Consider the following 21069-nt stretch of genomic DNA (forward strand, 5'->3'; position numbering starts at 1 on the left):
CTATCTCATTTTGGCGTCATGCATGGATCATCACAGTAGGGAGAGAGCCGCAGGCCATACAGAAGGGGCTGAAAACGTCGCCTTTTGAGGCCGCGTAACGGGTCACGACCGGTTGGGGCCTAGAATCACCCTAGGGCGCCAGAGACGCAAAAAATAGGCACTTTTTGAGGGTTTGACGCTGGGTCTCGCCAATTGACAGGTCAAAAACATACTCATTAGTCTGTTTTTAGACGCTTGGGATTCCACGGCTTGAGGAGGCAGTGCGGAAACCCGCGAAAAAGCGCAAAGGCCCGGATGAAGACTGGGCAAGGAACCGTTCTTTAGGAGCGGGGGGAGGAAAATTTGGAAGTATTGCAGCTCTTGGTCAGTGGGCTTGCGAATGGCTGTGTCTACGGCCTGATCGCGCTTGGGTTCGTGTTGATCTACAAAGCCACTGAGGCGGTTAATTTCGCTCAGGGGGATTTCATGATGATCGGGGCATTTGTTAGTCTTGGTCTCACAAATGCGGAACATATGAATTTACCATTCTGGATCGCCGCGCCCCTGACGATTTCAATCATGGCGGTGTTTGGCTATCTGCTGGATCTGTTTGTGTTGCGTCATCTCTTTGGCCAGAACCAGACAGCCGTGGTGATTTTGACAATTGCAATGGGCTTTGTCCTGCGTTTCATCGCGGGCATCATCTGGGGCCATGAACCGCAGACGCTGGAAAGTCCACTGGCCTTAGGGGATCTTCATATAGGTGGCGTTGTCCTGGGAATGGCTGATGTCGCTATCATCGTTGTTACCTTCCTATTGACCTGGTTTCTGTATCAGTTCTTCCAGCGCACCAAGCTTGGGCTGGCGATGCAGGCGGCAAGTCAAAACCAGATGGCGGCCTATTTCATGGGTATCCCGGTGAAGCGGGTGCAGGGTCTGATCTGGGGCCTGTCCGGCGCCACCGCCGCAGTTGCGGGGATCCTGTTTGCCTCCAAAGGAGCGATTGATCCCAACGCAGGCCTTCTCGGGATTAAGGCCTTCGCCGCGGCGGTCATCGGCGGCTTTGGTTCGCTTCCTGGCGCCCTGGCAGGTGGTTTGATAGTTGGGGTGATCGAACCCTTTGCGGCACGCTACCTTGCTGCAGGTTATTCACAAATTGCGCCCTATGCCCTGTTGCTGGCCGTGCTGATCTTCAGACCTCATGGTTTGTTCAGCCAGGTCCGCGTGAAGAAGGTATAATCTCATGCGTATTCACTTCAAAACATCCTACCAGCACGACATTCGACTGTTCCCCGACCGCTGGACGCTTTGCGTCTATGGGGCGCTATTGGCTCTGGCCTTTGCGCTGCCCTATCTGATTGGTGAGTTCTACCTGGGCGAAGTCACCAATGTGTTGATCTGGGCTATTGCAGGGCTTGGCCTGATGTTGCTCACCGGCCAAACCGGCCAGGCGAGCCTGGGACACGCCGCCTTTCTGGCGATCGGTTGCTACGCCAATACCATCCTGATCGAACAGGGCGTGCCCTTTATTATCGCCTTCCCACTCGCAGGTGTCATTACCGGCTTTGTGGGGCTGTTGATCGCAATTCCAGTGCTGCGCCTTCATGGGATCTATCTGGCCATTGCCACCATTGCTCTGTCGGTTCTGGCCGATGACATCATCGTACTGACAGAACACTGGAGCGGCGGAGTTTCAGGCAAATTCCCAGAGATGATCACCATCTTCGGCTTTGAGATCGAGCGTTGGTCGATGCCATCGCGTTTCTACTACCTGGTTCTGGTGGTCACCATCATCTGCACGCTGTTTTACCGCAACTTGCTGCGCTCTCCCTTAGGGCGGGCCTTTGCGGCTGTGCGTGACAGCGAAGTCTCCGCCACCGCTATGGGCGTGCATATTGCCCGCACCAAAGGGAAGGCCTTTGGCCTGTCCTGCATGATCACCGGTTGGGCCGGGGCACTTATGGGCTACTACGCGGGCACCTTCAACAACGAGACCTTTAGCCTGGTGATTTCCATCACCCTGTTGATGATGATTGTGATTGGTGGGCTGGGATCCATCCATGGAGCCTTCTTTGGTGCCGTTGTCGTCGCTTTCCTGCCGCAGGCTCTGTCGATCCTAAAAGACAATGTCGTTGGGAGTGGAGTCGCTATTCCAGGGCTGGAGACCGGCGTCTTTGGCCTGATCCTGATTATGTTCATCCTGTTCGAGCCAATGGGGATTTACGGGCGATGGCTTAAGATCCGCACCTGGTTCGAGCTGTTCCCCTTTGCGCGCAAGGATATGTTCCGCCGCCAGAAATCCTACCTGAAGACGGAGCGTCTGAGATGAGCCTTTTGGAAATCAACAATGCGACGCTCAAGTTCGGCGGGGTTGTGGCGGTCAATGATCTCAGCTTCTCGGTTGAGGAGGGCGAGGTCTACGCCATCGTCGGTCCCAACGGGGCTGGAAAATCCACCGCCTTCAACTTGATCTCGCGCTTTTACGAACCCTTTGCCGGAACCTTTACCTTTGATGGCAACAACCTGCTGGAGCGGGACGCGGATCAGGTGGCGGATCTTGGTATTGCCCGGACCTTTCAAAATATTGAGCTGTTTGAGCACGCTACAGTGCTACAGAACCTGCTTGTGGGACGGCACCGCCATCGCAAAACCACCCTGCTGGAGGAGATGTTCTTTACCCCGCGGGTACGGCGCGAAGAGGAGCGCCACCGAGAGGCGGTTGAGGAGGTGATTGATTTTCTCGACCTGCAACCCTACCGCAACAAGATGATCGCCGGGTTGCCTTACGGGGTGCGCAAGGTGGTGGAGCTGGGCCGTGCGCTTGCCTCAAAACCGCGTCTTCTCTTGCTGGATGAGCCCGCATCGGGCCTCTCGGTGGAGGAAACTCAGGACATGCGCTGGTGGATTGACGATATTCGCAAACAGATGGGGATCACCGTTTTGATGGTGGAACATGACATGGGTCTGGTCTCGGGTGTTTCCGATCGGGTGCTGGCCCTGGCAGATGGCGCCAAACTGGCTGAGGGAACCCCAGCGGAGGTACAGGCCAATCCTGCCGTTATCGAGGCCTATCTTGGCGCGGGGGCAGTCTAATGGGTGAACCTTTGCTGGAAATCAAAAACCTCGAGAGCTTTTACGGACCAATCATGGCAATCCGTGGTGTTTCGTTGAAAGTTGACAAGGGGCAAATCGTCACCGTTCTGGGCGCCAATGGGGCGGGTAAATCCACCCTGTTGAAAACCATCTCGGGTATCATGGACCCTGAAAAGGGTGAGGTGTTGTTCAACGGCAAGCCCATTCAGGGCCAAGAGCCGCACCGCATCGTTGATCATGGCATCGTGCATGTCCCTGAGGGGCGCGAAGTCTTCCCGCTGCTCACGGTTGATGAGAACCTGAGCCTGGGCGCATACACCCGGTCGGATAAGGCCGAAATTGAGCGCGACCGTGAGATGGTCTTTGACTATTTTCCCATTCTGGCGGAACGTCGGAACCAAGAGGCCGGCACGCTGTCAGGGGGGCAGCAGCAGATGCTGGCAATTGGGCGCGGCTTGATGCTGCGACCGCAGATCATGCTGCTGGACGAGCCAAGTCTGGGCCTGTCGCCGCTCTTGGTCCAGGAAATCTTTGCTATTCTGCGGCGTCTCAACACCGAAGAGCATGTGACCATGATGCTGGTGGAGCAAAACGCCCGTATCGCCCTAGATCTGGCAGATGTGGGCTATGTGATGGAGATCGGCCGCATCGTGATGGATGGATCGGCGGACCGACTGATGGAAAGCGAGGATATCAAATCCTTCTACCTGGGCCATCAAGAAGAAGGCCAGCGTGGCGAGAAACGCTGGAAACGCAAGAAAACATGGCGCTAGGAGGGGAAAGATGAATATGCATGTCGGCAACCAAACCGGACCCGCTCAGATTGAAATCAACGGCGTCTCGTATAACGCAGATCCGGGCCAGCGCCCGGTTTTGGTAGATGGCTGTGACACCATTCCAAAGCTGTTCCAGGCCCGCTGTATGAGCCTGCAAGAGCGCACGGCACATCGCGAAAAGGACATGGGGATCTGGAAATCCTTCTCTTGGACCACCTACTGGGAGCAGGCCAAGTGGATCGGGCTGGGCCTGCTCTCATTGGGGATGCAGCGCGGCGAGGTCGTCTCGATCCTGAGTGAAGACCGCCGTGAATGGCTTTATACGGATATGGGCGTGCAGGGCGTTGGTGGCATTGCATCGGGCGTTTATACCACTGATTCTGCATCCCAACTGGCCTATCTCGTTAATGACAGTGGCAGCCGGTTTCTGTTTGTCGAAAATGATGAGCAGCTGGATAAGTACCTGGAAATTGCCGATCAGGTGCCAGGTCTTGCCAAGGTCATCATCTATGATCGCGATGGCTTGCATGATCTGCAGCAGGAGAAATGTATCTTCATCGAAGATCTTGTTGCCATGGGGCAGGCCTATGAGGCCAAAATCCCCGGTGCCTTTGAGACGGAGATCGCAAAGTCTAAGCCCGAAGATACCGCGATGTTGATCTATACCTCTGGCACCACTGGCATGCCTAAGGGCGCTATGTTGGGGCATGAAAATGTGCTGGCCTCAATGGAGGCAGGCGCGCGCGCCTTGGCCGTGGATCCAAATGATGAGCAACTTTGCTTTTTGCCGCTTTGTCATATTCTAGAACGCAATGTTTCAGTTTACTTCCCACTTGGTGCCTCAAGCACTGTGAATTTTGCCGAAAGCCCCGAGACGGTTTTTGACAATATGCAGGAAGTCTCTCCGGCAACATTTTTTGCGGTGCCGCGGGTCTGGGAAAAAATCTACTCACGGGTTTTGGTCCTAGCACAAGAAGCCACAACAATGGGGCGCTGGGCCTTTCAGCAGGCAATCAAGGCCGGGCAAGCGCGGGCAGAATATGTGATGGTGGGCAAGGAGCCCCCTGCGGCTATTGCCGCAACATACGCCTTTTGGGACTTTATGGTGCTGCGCAATCTGCGTCGGATGCTGGGCATGGATAAGATGCGCCGCGGCGGCACCGGGGCAGCCCCCATCTCTCCTGAGTTGCTGAAATGGTACTGGTCAATTGGTGTCCCTCTGATTGAGGGATACGGCATGACTGAAAACGCCGGCATTGCGACCATCAACACCCTAGAGCAGAACGTGCCGGGGACCGTTGGTCACCCGGTGCCAGGTGTGCAGTTGCGCATTGCCGAGGATGGCGAAATTCAGACCCTGGGATTGAACAATTTCCAGGGCTACTGGCGCAACAACGAAAAAACTGCCGAGACCTTTACGGCAGATGGCTGGTTGCGGACCGGGGATGTTGGTCGCGTCGATGAGGCCGGCAATCTGACCATTACCGGCCGCATCAAAGATATTATCATCACGGCGGGCGGCAAAAACATTACCCCTGCTGAAATCGAGAGCAGGCTGAAGTTTAGCCATTATATTTCAGATGCGGTGGTGATTGGGGATCAGCGTAAATATCTCAGCTGTCTGATCATGATTGATCAGGAAAATGTTGAAAAATTCGCGCAAGACCGGAAGATACCATTTAGTGACTTTGCGTCGCTCTGTGCCGCGGAGGAGGTGGTCAAGCAGATTGGCGAAGAGGTCGAAGCGGTGAACAAGGATTTTGCCCGGGTGGAACAAATCAAAGATTTTCGCCTGATAAATGTCTTGTTGACTGCTGAGGACGATGAGCTGACGGCGACGATGAAGTTGAAACGCAGTTTTGTGGAGAAGAAGCATAAGGCACTGATCGACGACATGTATTGACGGCGTGATCCAAACGCGCTGCGAAATATTCTAGGGAGGAAATGGAAATGAAGAAACTTACATCCAAGGTGATGGCGGGCACGCTGATGGCTGGCGCACTGGCTCTGACGGCGGCTTCTGCTGTGCAGGCTGACAGCCAGGGCGTGACCGACAGCGAAGTAGTGTTTGGCTCGGTCAATGACCTGAGCGGCATCTTTGCAGCAGTTGGCGTTCCCGCCACCAACGGTGCGAATATGCGCTTTGAAGAGGCCAATGCGGCGGGCGGCGTACATGGTCGCCAGATCCGTTTCGTGGTCGAGGATAACGGCTATCAGATTCCCCGCGCGATGCAGGGCTATAACAAGCTGTTGAACCGTGATAAGGTCTTTGGCATGTTGCTGTCTTTGGGGACGCCGATGAATATCGCCGGCTTCAAGCTCTTGGATCCTAAGGGTATTCCAAACGTTGGGCCACTTTCTTCTGCGCGCCAGATGCTTCAGGACCCGGTCGAGAATAAGTTCATCGGTTTCTCCAGCTACTATGATCAGGTGGATGCCGGTGTGACCTATCTGGCAGGCGAATTCGATGCCAAAGAAGTCTGCAGCATGTATATTCCTTCGGATTTTGGTAAAGAAATCCAGGAAAGCGCTGTGGCTACCGCTGAAAAGCTGGGTTTGACCTATGCGGCGGAAACCAGCCACAAGCCGGATGAACTCGATTTTGTTGGTTCTCTGACCAAGCTGAAAGCGGCAGGCTGTGATATCGTCGCTATGGCACTGGGCGTACGGCAAGGCATTACGGTTGTTGGTACCGCCAAGAAACTGGGTTGGACAGACGTTAAGTTCCTCAACACCTCGGCTGGTTTCCTTGATGTTGTTGCCGCTGTACCAGGTGGTGTGACTGAGGGGCTTTATGCTGCTGCAGGTTGGGTAGACCTTATTGCCCGCGCTGAGGACGAGGCTCCAGCTAAGTTCATTGCGGATTATCAGGCCAAATTTGGTCAGCCAGCCGGTGGCTTTGCCATGTTGGGCTATTCTGCCGCGGATACAGTGGTCCGCGCGCTTGAGGCCGCAGGCCAGGACTTGACCCAGGAATCCTTCATTAAGGGTATGGAAACTCTGTCATATTTCGATGCCCTCACTGATACTCAGATCTCCTACAGCGGCGATGATCACCGCGGTGCAGATGATATTGTGATTTCGGTTGTCGAATCCGGCAAATGGAAAGAGCTGAGCCGTCAGTAATTTGGTACGGTAACGGCTGCCTCCCTTCATCGGGAGGGGCCATGAGGAGGGAGGCCCGGCGCATGGTAAATGCGCCGGGTCTTTTTTGTGGTGAAAGGCACAGATCTTTTGCGCAGGGCGGTGCTAAATCTTGCCAAACACCGAGATCTATATAAATTCACATCTGTGAATATGGATGTGCGAGATCTGGAGGGGAAAGATATGACATTGAATCGTCGAGAGTTTGTTGCGGGGCTCGTGGCCAGTGCGTCGGCGCCGACAGCCAGCTTGGCAAAGGCAGTGGGCTCAGGGCAGCTCACGCTGGGGGACATGCAAGTTATGACCCTGTCTGATGGTCATTTGACCCTGCCACGCGCCATGCTTTTTGCCGGGCTGGAGCCCGATGCCGTCGACCAGATCCTTCAGAGCCGCGGGGTACCTGATGGGCCGATACATCCGCCAATCAATGTGACGCTGCTGCGCCACGCGGGCAGGGTGGTGCTGTTTGATGCCGGGTCCGGGCCTGGCTTTCAAAACACCGCCGGGCAATTGACGAGCGCGCTGGATGCGGCTGGGGTTGCCCCGGAGGAGGTGAGCCATGTGGTCTTTACTCATTGTCACCCCGACCATCTTTGGGGGGTATTGGATGATTTTGATGACCCCCTGTTTCCCAATGCTGAATATCTGATGGGCGAGGCCGAATGGGCCTATTGGTTTGATCCAAACACGGCCTCGACGATCTCTGGTGACCGAGCTTCGATGGCGGTAGGGGCGCGCCGACGTCTGGAGGTCATGGAAGAGCGCCTGAGCAGGTTCAAAGATGGTCAGGAGGTTTTGCCAGGCGTCGCAGCCCATGCGAGTTATGGGCACACCCCAGGCCACATGTCGTTTGAGCTGCGCGATGGGCAGAAAAGCCTTCTGATCGGCGGTGACGCAATTGGAAACCACCATGTGAGTTTTGCAAAACCAGAATGGTCAATCGGTACGGATCAGGATGGTGAACTAGCGGGGAAAACGCGGGCCCGCCTACTCGACATGTTGGCCCATGAACAGATGCAATTGATCGGATATCACTTTCCAGATGGTGGAATCGGACGGGTAGAAGCCGTGCAGGGTGCCTATAGGTTTGTTCCGTCCTATGGTGAGTAGAGGGATGGCGGCTACTGGCCTCATTAGATCTCGAACTCGATAGGCGGCTATATTGTCTTGGGGAGTATTTTGGCAGAGATATGGCAGGTAATATACCGTATTTGGTCTGTTTTCATGAGTGGGTTTTTTTGGCCCTAATTGACCAAATTCGAATATGATTCTCAGCCATCATGTTCAGTTTTCACATTGTTTTATGGGGGGAGCGACTGAAGGGTCGGTCTTTAAGTGTTGTTGTTGTTGGTATTTTGATTGGGGCTAAGTGTCAGTTATTTAACAAATATAACCGAAGGTTGCAAAAATGTTAATTGAAGTATTTTTCCGTTAACATTATTTGCCAAAACTTTATTGGTTTTTTTTATTTACAATTAAGGGGTGTGTTGTTGTAATTTAATCATGCTTTAGTCTTTCTGGGTGTGTATCATGACTGTATTGTTGCGTATTGGTCAATTTGGAGCTTTTAGTGTCGCCCGGGGCGACGGGACACCGATCTCTTTGGGGGCAAAGCATCAGGCGCTGCTGGCTTTGCTCTGCATGGCCGAGTCTGGGGTCCGCACACGTGCATTTCTGGAGCAGACCCTGTGGAGCTTGGCGCAGCCGGAACAGGCCAAGGCCAGCCTGAGGACGGCGTTGTCAACCTTGAGGCGCCATTTGGGACCCGCTATCGCCAAGGTGATAAATGCAAATAGGGAAAGGGTTACCTTAGACCTGAGCAGAATTTCCTTTGAGGACTGCACCCGTGATGCCGAGTTTATGGAGGGGTTTGAACTGCCCTACGAGGCAAACTTTGCCCGCTGGTTGCAGCAAACCCGGATAGAAATTGGCCGCAGCTCTGCTCGTAGTGGATATCCAGCTCAGCAAGATCGGCGGACACGCGCTGAAGCACTGTTGCCACTGATCGCAGTTCTTCCCTTTGTGCAACTGGCTCCCGGAGAAGACACTTCCCCCCTGGGCTCCCTGATATCAGAGGAATTGTCACGCAGTCTGGCCCGCAGCCAGGCTTTCACTGTGACCTCTTATTTGGCATCCCGTCAGTTTGACCTCAATCGGGTGAGACCATCAGAAGTTTCGGCCGTCGCTGGGGTGAAATACCTCGTCTCTGGCTCTGTACGTGCAAATGGGCAGCTTATAGCTGCTGAGATCGAATTACATGATGCAGAGCGCGAGCAGGTGATCTGGTCGCGTCACTTTGAAGGGCCATTGCCAGACTTGATGTCCGGGCGGAGTGAGGCCCTACGTGAAGCAACGCGGCAAATTGGCCAGACCCTGGTGGGAGAGGCGGTCCGGGTGGCAGCCTTTAAACCGCTACCCAGCCCGGAAGGCCATGTGTTGCTTATGGCGGCCATCTCCATGATGCAGGAAATGACACCTGACCGCTTTGGGCGCGCTCGTGAAATCCTGAAGGTTCTGCAAGACCGCGATCCAAAACATCCCGTAGTGTTGACATGGCTAGGGTTCTGGCATGTGCTGCGGGTTCAAAAAGGGTTCTCTAGTGATCGCCGGATAGATGCTGGGTTGGCAGAAAAATATGCAGCCTCCGCGCTGGAGACGGATCCTTGTTTTTCCTTGGCGCATACATTGAAAGGGGCGATTGCCAGTCATCTGTTGTTTGATTTCGATCAGGCACTAAACTCCTACGACTTGGCATTGAAGGATAACCCGAATGAGGCATTGGCCATCCTCCTAAAAGGCGCGACCTGGGCCTATCAAGGGCGGCCAATTGAGGCGGTCGCGCTCACCGATGCGGCGCGGCGACTTACGCCCCTTGGACCGCAAAAGTACTACTTCGATTCCGTGTCCGCTTCGGCGAACCTATCCGCCCATAACTATGACCGTGCAATCGAACTGGCCGAGCGATCGCTCCAGGCAAATGCGGCCTATCCAGCCAGTCTGCGCACCAAGGCTATCGCGCTGCAACTTTCCGGCCGCCCAGGAGAGGCACGTAAGGCAGTTCAAAACCTGATGGCGGCCTCGCCCCAGTTTAATTTGACTAAGTATCACCGGGAATACCCAGGAGCGGCCTCGCGAGAAGGCAACGAATGGGCCGATGCATTGAAACAAGCGGGTGTGCCAGCCTGAGGCTTATCAGCGGTGGGGCAAAGTTACCCAATAGCGTTTTGATACGTGGTGTCCGGTTGCAGCGTAACTTGGTGCGGTGGCATTGCTACGCGCCCACTGTCCTTTCTGAAAATGCGCTGTATCCTGTAGTGAACGCCCGAAGGCGCTTGGCTGCTCTTGCAGGCTGCTAGATTGCCGGCTGCCTGCGGGGGAGCACTACACAAGGAATACACGACAATGAAAGCCATTACATACCGCGCCTTTGGCGCTGCTTCTGAGGTTTTACGGGTTGAAGACCTGCCTTCTCCCAGCCCTGCCGTAGGAGAGGTACTGATAGATGTAGCTTTCTCGGGTGTGAACCCATCGGATGTCAAAACCCGCACAAGAGGGCAACCTGGTTTGCAAGGCTTTCCCTGGGACTACATCACTCCCCATAGCGACGGATCTGGGGTGATTTGCGCTGTGGGGGAGGGGGTCTCAAGCAGCCGCATCGGCGAACGGGTCTGGATCTGGAACGGACAATTCCGCCGTGCCTGCGGAACCGCGGCACAACAGATTGCGCTCCCTTCGGAGCAAGCGATCGCTTTGCCGGATGGGGTGAGCCTGGAAGTTGGCGCCATCCTAGGCATTCCCGGGCTCACGGCCTGCAATGCAGTTTTTGGCCAGGGGGATGTGGCAGGCAAGACTGTTCTGGTTCAAGGTGGTGCAGGGACGGTTGGCATCCTCGCTGTGCAGCTTGCTAAATGGGGCGGTGCCCGCGTTATCGCGACCTGCAATCCAAAGGCTGGCAGTCGCGTCCTCTCAGCGGGGGCAGATGTTGTATTGGACTACCGTTCCAAAGATCTGGCAGAGCAGATTCTACAGGCCAATGGCGCAAGCCCCGTCGATCTCATTGTTGAGGTTGAATTTGGTCTCAATATTGAAACGGATGCCCAGGTGATCGCGGAAAATGGTTGCATTGCGGCCTATGGCTCAGCACAGGAAATGTCACCGAACCTTCCCTTTATGCCGCTTCTTTTTAAGGCGGTACGGTTGGAAATCATCCTCGTCTATTTGCTCTCGGAAACGGAAAGGGCAGCGGCAATCTTGCGTTTGAACCAAGCTTTGAAGGCCGGTGCACTGAGCTTTGATATTGAAAAGGTCTACGCTGTTTCAGAGGCTTGTCGTGCCCACGAGGCAGTAGAGGCTGGAAATCGGCAAGGCGCAATATTGATCCAGATAGGAGAATCTGCAGTCCCGTAGGGGAAGCATTGGAGGGCGCGAGAAGTGGTATGGAAAAAGTTTTGTTTTTTTCGACAATCCCCCTTGCGCCCCCCTGAAACTCACACTAGAACGCCGCTCACTGATGGGGTGTGGCCAAGTGGTAAGGCAACAGTTTTTGGTACTGAAGATCGTAGGTTCGAATCCTACCACCCCAGCCAGTACTTTCCAGCCATAGACGTAAGAGCGACGGAGCGCCGACTGGCCCCAATCGCCCCAGGTCCGGCCCCAGTGATTTCGGGTCGTCTGGGTGGCTCTGGCGAGGCTCTGAAGCCCCCCCCTTGGTGATGTACTTGGATGTGCCTTTACCGCCTGCTTGAGTTGCCCCCTCCCGCTGTGGGAGAGGCCGTCAGCGTTATGCCTGAGTATAGTGGGGCAGAGAGAGCCCCCCCCTGAGACGACCCGGTTTCCCCTATCTCGTTGAAGCACCGCTGACGCACCTCTTCCCTCTCTGTTACCTAGGGTCTAGGAGGGGGAAGGGAATAGGTATAAGTAATGAATAGAAGGCGGAGGGGAGAGACCCCCGGTTCTTCCTTCCTTACCCAGAAGAAAGGTCACCTATGGGAGACATAGAGAACCCCTGGCACTCCCGCCCCATAGACGTCCACCGCTGGTCAGACCATCCTGAGGTCGCGGCCCTGTGCGATCGCATCTGGGACGAGTACCTGCCGAGTGATAAGACGTCCGGGCCGAAGCCGAAGACCGCCTTCAGGCACCAGCTTCGAGTGCTTGTTCTAGATCTCTACGTGGCTTGGCTTGAAGATCCTGAGCTGTGCATCGGCATGTCGATGTCCTCAAATTACTGGGATACGACCTCTCGCTACAACGCTCTGCATATTTCCAAGAAGATCATCCCGATTATCCGCACCCTTGACGAGGCTGGCCTGCTGGACCTCGCGAAGGGAAGCTACTCAGGTCCTTATGTTCGGGGAAACAGAACAACGAGGATCCGGGCCTCTGAGGCCCTACAGGGCTGGTTCGCTGAAGCTGCTTTTCAGCGCGACGACGTTGGGCGGGCCGCTGGCGAAGAACTGATTGTCCTACGGGACACAAACGAGGGGAACGTCGAATACGAAGACACCGATGAAACGATCAGGATGCGGGAAGAAGTGCGGCGCTACAACGAGGTCACCGTCGCCGCGCTGCCACAAGTCGGCTTTGAGCCCATAGTGCGGAATGCTGTGCTGCGCCTGAATGTCAGCTTATACCGTCGACGCTAAGAATCGACAGTTACATAAGCGGTATTGCCAATGAAGCGTCCGGCCTTATTGCCTGAAGCAAGGGACGCGATGTCAGGATTTCGCCAGAAGATAGATGCGCTGGTCCTCCCCTGGGCACGCCACAGGAGAAGACCGGCAGGCTTGAGCCTAGCCATCGACGATGACGCGGCCATCCAGTTTAGCGCCCGTGGCTTCGCTGATCGAGCCCATCTTGCGGATCGCGGCGATGACTTCGTTGCGGTAGACTAGCCCGGTGTGGTTCCAGGGCAAACCGCGCACGTCGGTGCTTACTATCTCGCCGTCGACACCGCCGCCGATGGCGTTGCCGTTCCAGGTTTCACCGAAGGCGCCGAGCGAAATGTACGTCGGGAAAACCATGGTGAATTCCTTGTCTAACACATCTTCGACCGGCGTCCCGTTTAGCGTGATGTCCACAGCCTTGGCCTCAGCCGCCGACGCACCCGGAACGATCCGATAGCGGATGCCCGATGAGAAATGCAGGAAGCCGCGCGACACGAAGCCGCCAAGATCGGTGCCTTCAACCTCTTCCGCGCGTAGCAAACGCTTGGCGTTGGAATTCAGGATGTCGCGGATCTGGGTGCCGGTGAGTGTGGCCACGTCAACCAGATCTGCATAGGGCATCACGTCGAACCACTCGCGGAAGGTCAGCGGGCCCTTGCCGATGCCATTGCTCAGGCCGGTGGCGTTGAACAATGAGAAATCGACCTTGCCGCCCGGAAAGGTCCCAGACTGTTTTACCAGCGTGTCGTTCATGAAGTTGGCCAGCGCCACTTCACCGACATACCGGTCGGCGCGGGTCCGGTCACTGTTGACCAGCGTGTCATCGGCCACGTCACCGATCACTTCCGACATCTTTTCATCCAGAGCGGCGATCATCGGCGCCATGATTTCGGTTTCGAACGCGGCGTCATAGTCGCCGTCATGCTCAAGCCCGGCATATTTCTCGTCATCGACCGACACGCGATCATCGCGCTTTTTGATGGCGTGCAGGGACACGTTTGAGAACCACGCATCACGACCCTGACCGGCGGCGACCGACATTGCAATTTCGCCCAAGAATTTGCCGTTGGCCGATGCCTGAGTCAGCAGCAATCCGTCGACCATATTGTCGGCTTCGATGCCGTCTTGGTTCAGAGTGGTGTGCGAATGGCCACCAATCAGTACGCAAGGCTTGGTCCCCATCGGGCCGATTGCCTCCGCGATAGCAAAGTCGCCTTCACCGATCTTGCGCGCGGTCGCGGCTTTGCCCGATGCGTGCATGTCGCGGCCATACCCACAATGCGACAGCACAACGACAACATCGGAAACGGCCTCGACGGCCTTGTATACGTTGGTCGCAGCCATAACCGGGCTTGAGACGTTCAGTGTCGGATCGGTTTCGATGCCCACGCGCGTATCCACGGCGGTTGTCAGGCCAATGAAGCCGATGCGCAGGCCTTTGATTTCACCCACTGCGGCAGCCACATAGTCTTTGTCGCGGTGCACATGGCCCGAGCCGTGGATATTAGCCGACAACACCGGGAAGTCCGCGTCGCGGTCGATACCCATCTTGAGCATTTCGCCGCCGCGGTCGAATTCGTGGTTGCCCAATACGGCCAGATCGACGCCCGCCGCGGAAGCGGCACGATACCCGGCATCTGCCACGAACTCCTCCGGCGACCAACCCAGAAGCTCGTCAAACACCGAGCCCGTGTGATCGTCACCAGCCGACAGAAACAGCACGATTTCATGGTCGGCGGCGGCGGCTTTGGTCTCTTTCACCTTCTTGACCATCTGCGCCATGCGGTGGGTATCGCCCTTTTTGCTGTGCATGTCGGTCATGTGGTTGTGCATGTCGTTGAAATGCATCATGCGAACAACGCGGCGAGTCCCTACCTTCAGGTTGCGTTCGGGAACCTCGATGCCTTCACCGGTGACGATTGTGGTGATCGGCTGAGACAGCGCATCGCCTTTCAGCAGGAACAGTCGCTCGAAAGCGCCTTTGGGGTTCGGGGTCGTGGTCACCAATTGCAACTCGCCAGCACCGGGGGTGGCGTTTGCCCGGGTAACAAAAACTGGTGAGCTCGCGGCAATTGCGGCCATGCCAGCCGTTGACGCCATAAACTGCCTGCGTGAAATCTTGGTCATGTTCGTATCTTTCGTGTATCGGAGTAAGTTCCTTTCAAACGCGCTTAGATGCTTTTGAAGACAGTCATGCGTCAGGGAGATGTCAGTGATATAAAGGTGGTGTGAGAGCAAGTGGCTGCGGGGCTCGGACGCAAGAGAAGTGCGAAGGCAAAAACTCGTGGCGGCAAACCGACAAGAGCAAACCAGCAAAGCTGACTGTGCCACTGTTGTGTGGCGGCGTATGGTTCAACACCTCGGGCGGAGCCTCTCATTTCTTGGCCGAGCGCCTGTGCGCGGACACAAACCAATGATCTTGCCCAGGCCTAAAGCGGACATCGGCAGAGCTGCATCGTAAGCCCCCTCCGTCTCTGGCCAACAAAAATGCTGCACAATGTGTCGAACGACTGCTTTAGGGAAGCTGCAACGCAGCGCTTGGACATCTGGCCAATGGCTGGTGTGGGCCGAACGCGCATCTGTTCGGGATCATTCGCAGCGCCACGAGGCTCAGGCTATCATTGCTGGCATAGGACCGCGGCTTCGAAGGCCGCGCCATCGCCGCAGAGGATTTGCGAGACGCTGTTCTCGAACCTGTCGTTCACCTCTGAATTGCCGCCGCCCACAATATCCTGCCCGCGCTGGGAGGGAATGCCGTAGAGCTTAGGTGGCTGCTCGCCAGGAGACAATGCCGCGACGAGCGCGGCATTTGAGAGCTTGCGACAGACGTGGCTACGCCCCCTCTTCATAAGAGATCGTCCGCGAGTAGAGGACGACATTGACCCCGGCCTCGAGCATCTGCCGAGCGAAGTTCGCAAAATTCGTGTCGCGGTGGATCAAATCGTCGCGGTTGTCGGCGTTCAACTCGAAACAGGAATAGTGGACAACCAGAAATTGTGGCGGGTGCTCGGCCCAGAGTTCGTCGGTCGACTGCCCTCGTGTCCAATTGCGCGGCATCGGCCGTGTAACGCCGACGGAGAGACCGCCTGACACGCTGGTAACGATTGCGCGGATGTTGCTGACTACTTCTGACGTATAGCGGGAGTCGCCCGGACAGCTTGCTATCGCTACGTCCCTTGCGTCGTATCGCTCCGGCCCCTCGACGAGATAGCCGCGGTCCGCGAGGACCTCGACAATCCATCGCTCGACAAGTTCCTGTGCGTTCAGCCCCTCGCGCCCGCCGCGTTCGGCCGAGGGCTGAACGATCTGGTTGTGGCTGCCCGTAACCTCGACGAGGCTGTCGGTGCAGAGCGGCTCCACCCCAGCGCGGTCGACGATGCGTTCATCGGATTCAAAGGCGCAGAAGGTTGGAATGCGAATCCGCCTGTTGAGCCATTCTGTCTTCAGGACCGTCTGCACCTCGTCGCCGTCATTGTCGCGTTGGCGCAGGGCACTGACTAGTGGCCTGCTTTCCTTTAGGCGGCTACCGAGATTTGCTAGGGCCGAGCCGCCGGTAGGGCTGGCGAAGAGAAAGAGACCTGCCGTGCGGACGCGCAGGCCCGGATCGTCCAGCAGAGCCCGTCGCAATACGAGGCCGCCGAGGCTGTGGCCGATGAAATAGATTTCGCTGTAACGGTCAATGCCGTCGGCCCCTGAGTTGCCGCGCTAGATCGCCTGAGACGCTGGTGAAGCTGCGGCCGTTCCAGGCGTCGCTGTCATAATTGGCGACGTAGATGTCCTGATCGCGGAAGATCTCCGAAAGCGTGAGGAGAAGTGGCCAGGGCAGGCCCTCCTCGGGTGTCCAGGTCGAGACTGCGTTATCGCCATTGCGCGAACTGAGGCCATGGACGAAGACTACGACCCGATTTGCAGCCGCGTCGGGTGCCGCGTCGCGGCGGACATAGCCGGGGGCGTGCAGTTCCTGCGCGATGCCGGACGAGGCAGTTACGAGGAGGAGTATAGCCAGCATCCGGCTCGCGCGTCTGAAGATCATTTCGTCCCCGTCGATTCGGTATCTCCCAAGTGATCGCCTTTGAAGGCAATTCAACAGTCCCAGGTGCCATCTGACAAGGCCTGTCAAACGGAAACGTCCTTTGCACTTTACTTCGGATTGCGCGGAGGCACATTTTATGATGTGGTGCCCCCGACGGCATTTATGTCCTAAGGTGGGTCTGCGAAGAACCACAGCAGCTAGGAATAGCGTCCGTCACCATTCGTCAATGTCAGCTTCCGGAATGCCGCAATGCGGCATCTGACCGGACAACCAGTGTTCGCTCTGGGCCGTTTACGTCGACCAAATCCGGTTTGCAATTTTCATGTAAGCCATTGTTCTCCATGTGAGTGAAACGCACACAGTTTACAATTTTTCTGTTTGTTTTCAGCGATACTCGTGGATTGCAAATCCGCGTACATCGGTTCGATTCCGGTACTCGCCTCAACAAAATCTCGCGCTAGCTATGTAAATATGACTATTCGAAAACATGCGCCGGAAGCGCACGCTCTAAAAATCTGAGGACGAGAGGCAGCTGCCTTGGCCAAGCCGTATCACCCGGATTGCCGCTCACTCAGGACTTTGTGCGCAATGCGAAAGCACTCCAGCGCCTGAGGGACGCCGCAATAGATGCCGATGACGTGGATGATCGCGCGGATCTCGTCTTGGGTAACGCCGTTGGTGATGGCGCCGCGGCAGTGAGTTTCCCATTCTGCCATTTTGCCCAATGCTCCGATCATCGACAGGTTCATCATCGACCTTGTCTTTGCGTCGATCACATCATCGCCCCAACCAAAACCCCAACACCAAGCAGTCATCGCTTCCTGAAACGGACGGGTGAAATCATCTGCGGCGGCGAGGTTTTTTTCGACATACTCGGCCCCGAGCGTCGCCTTGCGTTGCTCAAGCCCTATTAGAAAGAGGTCTTCGTCAAATGTGCTCATGTGCTTATCCCTTCAGTTTGACGGCAACGTTTTTGGTCTGAACGTAGTTCCAAAGCGCCTCGCGCCCTTTTTCGCGGCCATGGCCGGATTTTCCGTAGCCTCCAAAGGGGGTTTCGACGCCGCCCGCATACCATTCGTTGACAAAAACCTGCCCCGCTCGCAGGGCCCGTGCAGCACTGGTGGCGCGGTCCAAATCGGCGGTAAAGACCCCCGCGACAAGGCCAAAATCGGTCCCGTTGGCGATCTCGATCGCCTCGGCGTCACTGCGAAAGGGCATGACCGACAGAACTGGGCCAAAGACCTCTTGCTGCGCAATTTCCATGTCAGGTGCTACAGATAGCACGGTTGGCTCCATAAAGGCGCCGACGTGGTTGAGCGCATGGCCACCCGCCACAAGTTGCGCTTTCTGGTCTTGGGCCGCCGCCACCATTTGAACGGCGTGGTCGCGCTGAGCGTTCGAAACCATCGCGCCCATGTTGGCCCCAAATGTGTCCCGTTCGACCCCCGGCCCGACAGACAGGCCGCGCGCGACGGCTTCGGCGCGTTCCAGCATCTCGGCGTGGCGGCTTTCGTGCACGATCACGCGGGACATGGCAGAACAGACTTGGCCTGCGTTGAAGTAGATGCCCCAGCGGATGTCAGCCTCGAACGCTTCAAGGTCCGCGTCTGCATGAACGATGGCTGCGGATTTGCCGCCGAGTTCCAGTACGCAGGGCACCACGTTGCCAGCGGCGGTCTTTGCAATCGCAATCCCGGTCGGAACTGAGCCAGTGAAGACGATCTGGTTCACATCCGGGTGCGCCGATAGGGCGGCACCTGCCTCGTGGCCTAATCCGCACAGGATGTTGACCGCTCCTCTGGGCAATCCAACTGCTTCGGCTGCATGGGCGAACCAGGCATTCGTTAGCGGTGTTAGCTCTGGCGTTTTGACCACGCAGGCGTTGCCCGTCGCCAGTGCAGCAGACAGGGACCGTGCGGTCATTTCAAGCGGGTAGTTCCACGGGATGATCTGGCCTGAGACGCCAAGGGGTTCGTGTTCCGTCCAGTCGAAATAGCCCGCACCCAGCGGGATTGATCGGCCTTCAACGGTGCTGGCCTGATTGCCGTAATATTCAAAATAAAGGGCGGCCCCTTCGACCTCGATTATTGCCTCCCAAAGAGGTTTCCCTTGTTCAAGTGTCAGCAGACGGGCGATGTCGTCTTTGTGGTCCAGCAGATAGCGGCCCATGGCTTGGACCAGGCGGCCCCGTTCAATCGGGCGCATATCGCGCAGAGCGCCTGACAGGTGAATGCGTTTTGCAGCCTGCACCGCGCGGTCCACGTCGCCTGCATCTGCCAGCGCATGAGCGGCAAGGACGGTCCCCGTCGCCGGATCGACCACATCAATCCGACCCGCGCTGCCATCGACCCATGCGCCATCGATATAGTTCTGCCAATAGTCTTTGATCTCAGCCATCAATTGCCTCTCGCATCCAGCGTTGCAGATGCATCACCGAATGTTCAGAATTCACACCACAATTCGGATCGACAACCAGCGGCCCAGGCACATAGCCCCGCGATTTCAGCCCGCGCTGGACACTTTCCACAAGGTGGATATCTTCCTCGACCGTGGTGGCCCGGTCCTGTTGTGCCATGCGGCGCACGGTTTCGTCGTCATAACCGCCAATCGAATACCAGCCGCGCCAGACGACGACGTGATCGGCATCAATCGCGCGCCAGTGGTAGGTGTTCAGCAGATTCCCGGGATAGACTTGGAACGAGAACATCGGCCAAATGAACCAGCTTGAGTATTTGTCATTATTCTCAAAGCCGCTGTTGATGTCATAGCTCATCTGATCCAGCGGGCCGGATTCAGTTGTGTGGCGCAGGCAGTAGCCTTGGGGCTGGATATCGTAGGTTTCGGGCTTTATCACGCCAGTGGAAAAGGTTGGGTGGTTCAAGCTGCAATGATAGCATTCGGAATAATTCTCGACCGAGACCTTCCAGTTGCAATTCTCTGGGATATCGACCCATTCCAGCGGCTTCAGCTCCGCCCAATGAGGCAAGAAGCTTTCCAGTTCGGCACGTGCACCCGGAAACCAATCGTCCATAGGCTTGGCGCCCGCGTCGAGGTTGACGAAGATGAAACCCAGAAATTCTTCTGTGCGCACTTCGGTCAGGCAGATTTTGGACTTGTCGAACCCATCGACAGATTTGGTGTTGGGTGCCGCCCGTAAGCCGCCTGTTAGCTCATACGTCCATGCGTGATACGGACAGACAACGACGCGGGTTGATCCTTCGCCGCTGACAAGCTGATGGGCGCGGTGTTGGCAGACGTTGTAGAAGGTGCGGATCACCCCATCACGGCCCTTGATGCAAAACAGGCTCTCATCCGCGATGTCGAAGGCGAAATAATCGCCCGCGTTCTCCAACTGACTGGCGTGGCCCGCAAATTGCCATGTGCGCGCCAGAACACCTGCTTTTTCAGCAGCAAAGACGGTTGGGTCAGTGTAGTAGCGGGCTGCAAGCGACCGGACAGGTTCCGATATTGTGTTCATTCCGGCTCCTCCAAATAGATGCCAAGCTTGTGGCGGCGTTGATGGAATTTTTCGACACGCTCGACGATTTCCTCGGAGGCGACGGCGATGACAAAGCTGAGCAGTGTTTCCAGCAGAGCAATCGCGGAGACTGATGACGGAAAGAACTGAGGTGTATCGACGGCGACTACAAACCCGTGGTCTGCCGCGCGGATGATCGGGCTGGCGGGGCTGTCACTGAGGCCGATGATTGTCATGCCTTGTTCGCGGGCAACCTCAAGTGCCGCAATAACCTCAGAGCGATAGGGGCGCATCGACATCGCGATCAGAACATCGCGATTGTCGGCCCAGGCCAGATCATCCACGGCCGTGGAACCGGGGCGCGGGATGGCATGGAACTGTGTCATGCCGGTAGAGGCCAAATAGGTGAAATTGCGGGCATTGGCGTTGTTCACGCCGACGCCCAGCGTGAAGACTTGTCGACTGCCCCAGATGGCCTCAGCGGCCAGCTTCATGGCCTCGGCATCAATGCCTGAAAAGGTGTCTTCAAGATTGCGGATCGCAGCCTCTGCCATATCGGCATAGAGCCCGCCGAGATCACCAGACTTGCGGATGTCTTGCAGCCAGCGGGCGCGGTCGGGAAAGCTGGCAGTGCCTTGCCGAATCGCATCTCGGAAGGGGGCGCGGAAATCATCGTAGCCCTCAAATCCCACTTGGCGGGCCATTCGCACGAAGGTGTTCGGCTTGACGCTTGCGGCTTCGGCAATCTCGCGCACGGTCGACACCCCCACGTCGTTTGGGTTCTCAAGCACATAGCGTGCTGCCTTTTGCGCCTCCGGTGTGAGAGCTTCCCATTCTTCGGTCAGCCGGTCCAGAACTTGCGATGATACATTTGTGCCATTCATGATTGACATTGGTACA

General features: G+C 56.5%; 17 protein-coding genes and 1 tRNA gene. 11 read left to right on the top strand and 7 right to left on the bottom strand.

Going from position 1 to position 21069, the window contains the following annotated elements:
• Nucleotides 1-342 precede the first annotated feature (342 nt).
• The 11 genes from MED193_RS17695 (at nucleotide 343) to MED193_RS17745 (ending at nucleotide 12637) form a co-directional block, all read left to right on the top strand.
• Entirely contained in the window at nucleotides 343-1218 is an 876-nt protein-coding gene (locus MED193_RS17695) for a branched-chain amino acid ABC transporter permease (protein ID WP_039966353.1), read from the top strand.
• A gap of 4 nt (nucleotides 1219-1222) precedes the next feature.
• Nucleotides 1223-2308 carry a branched-chain amino acid ABC transporter permease gene (locus MED193_RS17700; RefSeq protein ID WP_009811129.1) on the top strand — a complete coding sequence of 362 codons (1086 nt, stop codon included), beginning with the start codon at nucleotides 1223-1225 and terminating at the stop codon, nucleotides 2306-2308.
• Nucleotides 2305-3072, top strand: a complete 768-nt coding sequence (locus MED193_RS17705) for an ABC transporter ATP-binding protein (protein WP_009811130.1) — start codon at nucleotides 2305-2307, stop codon at nucleotides 3070-3072. Before MED193_RS17700 ends, MED193_RS17705 begins: the two co-directional genes overlap by 4 nt.
• On the top strand, nucleotides 3072-3845 hold the full coding sequence (locus MED193_RS17710; RefSeq protein WP_009811131.1) for an ABC transporter ATP-binding protein: 774 nt from the start codon (nucleotides 3072-3074) through the stop codon (nucleotides 3843-3845). Before MED193_RS17705 ends, MED193_RS17710 begins: the two co-directional genes overlap by 1 nt.
• A 10-nt stretch (nucleotides 3846-3855) precedes the next feature.
• Nucleotides 3856-5751 (top strand): long-chain fatty acid--CoA ligase, encoded by a 1896-nt coding sequence (locus MED193_RS17715; RefSeq protein ID WP_009811132.1) that lies wholly within the window; start codon nucleotides 3856-3858, stop codon nucleotides 5749-5751.
• A 47-nt stretch (nucleotides 5752-5798) separates the two neighbouring features.
• Entirely contained in the window at nucleotides 5799-6974 is a 1176-nt protein-coding gene (locus MED193_RS17720; protein ID WP_039966355.1) for an ABC transporter substrate-binding protein, read from the top strand.
• 201 nt (nucleotides 6975-7175) lie between these two features.
• Complete coding sequence (locus MED193_RS17725; protein ID WP_039967004.1) at nucleotides 7176-8102, top strand: MBL fold metallo-hydrolase; 927 nt, start codon at nucleotides 7176-7178, stop codon at nucleotides 8100-8102.
• 420 nt (nucleotides 8103-8522) lie between these two features.
• The gene (locus MED193_RS17730; protein ID WP_039966356.1) at nucleotides 8523-10178 is read left to right on the top strand and encodes a transcriptional regulator; all 1656 of its coding nucleotides are present in this window, start codon (nucleotides 8523-8525) and stop codon (nucleotides 10176-10178) included.
• 216 nt (nucleotides 10179-10394) lie between these two features.
• The gene (locus MED193_RS17735) at nucleotides 10395-11399 is read left to right on the top strand and encodes an NADPH:quinone reductase (protein ID WP_009811136.1); all 1005 of its coding nucleotides are present in this window, start codon (nucleotides 10395-10397) and stop codon (nucleotides 11397-11399) included.
• A 104-nt stretch (nucleotides 11400-11503) separates the two neighbouring features.
• Nucleotides 11504-11578, top strand: a tRNA-Gln gene (locus MED193_RS17740).
• Nucleotides 11579-12163: 585 nt separating this feature from the next.
• Nucleotides 12164-12637 (top strand): hypothetical protein, encoded by a 474-nt coding sequence (locus MED193_RS17745; protein ID WP_157041403.1) that lies wholly within the window; start codon nucleotides 12164-12166, stop codon nucleotides 12635-12637.
• 147 nt (nucleotides 12638-12784) lie between these two features.
• Here MED193_RS17745 and MED193_RS17750 read toward each other — a convergent pair whose 3' ends face one another.
• From MED193_RS17750 to MED193_RS17785, 7 genes are all read right to left on the bottom strand, one after another.
• Nucleotides 12785-14785, bottom strand: coding sequence for a bifunctional UDP-sugar hydrolase/5'-nucleotidase (locus MED193_RS17750; RefSeq protein ID WP_009811138.1), 2001 nt, complete (start codon nucleotides 14783-14785; stop codon nucleotides 12785-12787).
• 705 nt (nucleotides 14786-15490) lie between these two features.
• Entirely contained in the window at nucleotides 15491-16285 is a 795-nt protein-coding gene (locus tag MED193_RS17760; protein ID WP_009811140.1) for a hypothetical protein, read from the bottom strand.
• Nucleotides 16286-16334: 49 nt separating this feature from the next.
• On the bottom strand, nucleotides 16335-16691 hold the full coding sequence (locus tag MED193_RS17765; protein ID WP_009811141.1) for a hypothetical protein: 357 nt from the start codon (nucleotides 16689-16691) through the stop codon (nucleotides 16335-16337).
• 551 nt (nucleotides 16692-17242) lie between these two features.
• Complete coding sequence (locus tag MED193_RS17770) at nucleotides 17243-17632, bottom strand: carboxymuconolactone decarboxylase family protein (protein WP_009811142.1); 390 nt, start codon at nucleotides 17630-17632, stop codon at nucleotides 17243-17245.
• 4 nt (nucleotides 17633-17636) lie between these two features.
• Nucleotides 17637-19088, bottom strand: coding sequence for an aldehyde dehydrogenase family protein (locus MED193_RS17775; RefSeq protein WP_009811143.1), 1452 nt, complete (start codon nucleotides 19086-19088; stop codon nucleotides 17637-17639).
• Nucleotides 19081-20169: an aromatic ring-hydroxylating dioxygenase subunit alpha gene (locus MED193_RS17780; RefSeq protein ID WP_009811144.1), complete on the bottom strand. Its 1089-nt coding sequence runs from the start codon at nucleotides 20167-20169 to the stop codon at nucleotides 19081-19083. The genes MED193_RS17775 and MED193_RS17780 overlap by 8 nt, the downstream gene beginning before the upstream one ends.
• Complete coding sequence (locus MED193_RS17785; protein WP_039967005.1) at nucleotides 20166-21053, bottom strand: MurR/RpiR family transcriptional regulator; 888 nt, start codon at nucleotides 21051-21053, stop codon at nucleotides 20166-20168. Before MED193_RS17785 ends, MED193_RS17780 begins: the two co-directional genes overlap by 4 nt.
• Nucleotides 21054-21069 lie beyond the last annotated feature (16 nt).

Source organism: Roseobacter sp. MED193 (assembly GCF_000152965.1).
Lineage (GTDB): Bacteria > Pseudomonadota > Alphaproteobacteria > Rhodobacterales > Rhodobacteraceae > Pseudophaeobacter.